The organism is Parasphingorhabdus sp. (genome assembly GCF_049667325.1).
Classification (GTDB): domain Bacteria; phylum Pseudomonadota; class Alphaproteobacteria; order Sphingomonadales; family Sphingomonadaceae; genus Parasphingorhabdus.
In genome coordinates, this window is record NZ_JBATHY010000220.1 from 1 (window position 1) to 3,077 (window position 3,077).

Sequence of the window (3,077 nt, forward strand, 5' to 3'; positions counted from 1 at the left end):
CATGAAAAGCTCGCGCTCTTTCTCTACGCCATCGGCATAGGACAGTTCGCCCGCTGCCTTGACCGCCTGAATGCCGGCTTCCGGTGCATCGAAGCCGCGAATTTTGCGACCGCTTTGTTGCCGGAATTCGTCGAATATTGCCGGGTTCTTGATGCCATCCTGATTGGCGGCGCCCTCCGACGAGCGCGGGGGTTTCTTGCCAATCTGTTCGCGCGCAAAGGCGATTGCATCGTCGGCCAGACTGTCCTCACCGACTATCGTGTCGATCAGCCCGATAGACTGCGCTTTTGCGGCTGAGATCGGGTTGCCGATCACGACCATCGGCAAGGCGGCTTCTGCGCCAACCACCCGCGGCAGGCGCTGGGTTCCGGCGGCGCCGGGGATCAGGCCCAATTTGACTTCCGGCAGACCGATTTTTGCAGACGGAACCGCGACCCGGTAATGGCAAGCCAAGGCCACCTCACAGCCGCCGCCTAGCGCGGTGCCATGGATCGCTGCTACAACCGGCTTGTCGCTAGCCTCCAGCTGGTCAATCGCCTCGCCCAGATTGGGGCCCTTCATCGGCTTGCCAAATTCGGTAATATCGGCACCGGCAAAAAATGTCCGTCCATCACAGCGGATAACCACGGCCTCGACTGCATCGTCTGACAGTGCCTCGTTGATGCCATCGACCAACCCCTGACGAACCGCTGCGCCGAGCGCATTAACCGGTGGATTGTTGGAAACGATGACCAGAATATTGTCATGCTTTTGCGTGGTTACGACAGACATTTTTTTCTCCTAAAAGACCATGCTTTCGTGGCGAGGCAATGCGACAAAGCATGAAGACAGACCGCGAAATCGGGCAGGCAGATCGGATATCATAAAGGCGCAGGATTTGAAATCAGGCTTTTGGTTTGACGAAATTCAGGCTCTCTCGAAAGGCCGGTCCGTTCTGCAAGGCATAGACATGGAGGCGCGCTGCCACCGGCGATTAACGGGTTCGGTTTCTCGGCTGACCCAGGGCCTCGGTCAGGCAGATCTCTATTATGATGTCCGGGACATCGCCAAGTCTTGGCCATCAAGGTCGCCGTCAGAGCGAGGATTCAGAGATGGCGGAGGTCTTGGAAACTCGGTGGTGCGCGGCGCAGTCTGTCGCGAACCGGTCTCACCGTGCATTTCCCTGATAATGTTCGATTAACAGGGAAATCATGCAAATCTCGAGATTTTCCAGCACAATCGCTCGATGAAAAGCCCGAATTTCCGAGTGTTCTGGAGCAAATTCCCTACTCAGGAAAACAGGGAATTAAATCGGACACATCAGGGAAACATCGTGTTCTGAACAGGGAAAATGATTCAACGATCAGGGAATGAGCTGGCCCGGGCCATTTGGGCCCTCTTTCAGCGAGCCCGCCAATTGCTGGCACAGGCGGTCCAGAAGATCCATCATCTCGGGGTCGGGGTCGATCGGCGCTGTTCGCCAACGCCGGTATTCGAGAAAGAGCGTTGCCCAGAGCACCGCTGGTCCGCCAGCCCAGATTCCGGTGGTCTGGGCATTTTCAAGTTTCCGGGCCTCGAATTGGAACGGATCCCCGAGGCCGAGGATATCGCAGATCGCGAATCCGTCGACCAGATGAGCGAAGTGTACCGAATTGTTCCAGTTCAGGGCATCAGGAACAGCGCCGAGATTGCCGCCGCGAACCTGGTGCACCCAGTCCGGTGCGCAATCAGGAAGATCGGACTGCGCCAGTTGCTGGCGGATCAGCTGGATCTCGCTTCCCGATGGATAGCCGAACAGCAGGGATGCGATCTCATCGATGGTGTCGACCACGGTAAATCTGGCTTTTGGTAGTACCCGGATAGCCATTCTCTCGGCCTTGTTTCCCATGCCGTCGCCCTTCGTGTGTTTTGCCACACGATTGCCAAGGTCCGGGAGACCGGCTCCGGGCCGATTCCCGAACCAGCGGAAGGGCCCAAGCTCGAGCGTGTCCGGATCGTAGAGATACCAGATCACGCAGCCCGCAGATTTGAGGGACAGCCTTGTATTGATCTTCACCCGCGCGGTCTTGGCATGCCTGCCGCTGGCCTTGAGCTGTATGTGGCGAACAACACCGCCCGCCTCCACAACGAGATCATGTCCAAAGGCATCGACTTCCGCTCGAAGAACTTCGATATCCCGAAATCCGCGTCGCCAAAGGGATGAAGTCAGTGCCGCGAGGAATTGATGTTCGAGAATATTCTCCTGAACTGACGAACTGAAATAGTCTGGCTGATCATTCTCCATACCGCCCAATTGCTTGCCAACATTTGGAAGTCGAGAGAAATGTGACTGATCGTCCGTAGACGGATTGGCATAATCGCTGCCCATGTCGGATTATGGATGTTCGAAAAGTCTTTGGCACAAACGTGCGCCGGCTGCGGCTGGAGAGAGGCTTGTCGCAGGAGGAGTTCGGTTTCGCAGCCGGGATCGACCGGACATACGTATCGGGCGTGGAACGCGGCCTCAGAAATCCGTCCCTCGTTCTGGCCGAGAAGTTCGCCAAAGGCCTGGGGATCGAGCTGCACGAGCTGCTGCGCCCCCGCGAACAATAGGTATCGGAATGCACGATCCGAACAGTCCGCATCATCAATTTGATCCATCAAGCGTGGGATGGCTGCATCGCCGTTCTAAAGAAGGAGGCCAGATCCTCAGTGCCGATGTAATGCGTATTATCGAAGCAAATCATCACCTCGTCCCCGATGATATACTCCGCGAGCATGTTGTTTTAGGGCTGCAGATGAAGTTGAAGGCAAAGCGGGGCCGCAAGCGCACAACCGCCCGGATGCTGAAGGAACTCTATATCGCTGCCGCCTATTCGCACCGCCTCGCGTGGCTTCAGGACCGAGCGGCAAAACGGAAGAAAAGAGGCGTCAAGAACTACGCGGTCCATTTCGCTCCGGCGGAGCTGGCCTGCGAGCTAACAGGCCGAGAATTCCATATGGCTCCGGAAACGGTTCGCAATCTTGTTTCCTCACTGAATAACTCCCGGTAAAACCGTGAGGGCTTATCGCTGGAATAGGTAGCATTCGAGACTTTCCTTCAACCAATGGAAAGTTTT

Annotated in this window: 4 protein-coding genes; 2 read left to right on the plus strand and 2 right to left on the minus strand. The window is 56.5% G+C overall.

Annotation, left to right across the window (positions count from 1 at the left end):
* Positions 1–771: enoyl-CoA hydratase-related protein (locus tag WBM93_RS10025; protein ID WP_424431455.1), on the minus strand; the 771-nt coding region annotated here is incomplete at its 3' end.
* Between the two features lie 571 nt (positions 772–1,342).
* Positions 1,343–2,272, minus strand: coding sequence for a hypothetical protein (locus tag WBM93_RS10030; RefSeq protein WP_424431457.1), 930 nt, complete (start codon positions 2,270–2,272; stop codon positions 1,343–1,345).
* A gap of 83 nt (positions 2,273–2,355) precedes the next feature.
* Between WBM93_RS10030 and WBM93_RS10035 the strand changes: the two genes are divergently transcribed.
* Entirely contained in the window at positions 2,356–2,571 is a 216-nt protein-coding gene (locus WBM93_RS10035) for a helix-turn-helix domain-containing protein (protein WP_424431459.1), read from the plus strand.
* An 8-nt stretch (positions 2,572–2,579) separates the two neighbouring features.
* On the plus strand, positions 2,580–3,011 hold the full coding sequence (locus WBM93_RS10040) for a hypothetical protein (RefSeq protein WP_424431461.1): 432 nt from the start codon (positions 2,580–2,582) through the stop codon (positions 3,009–3,011).
* Positions 3,012–3,077 lie beyond the last annotated feature (66 nt).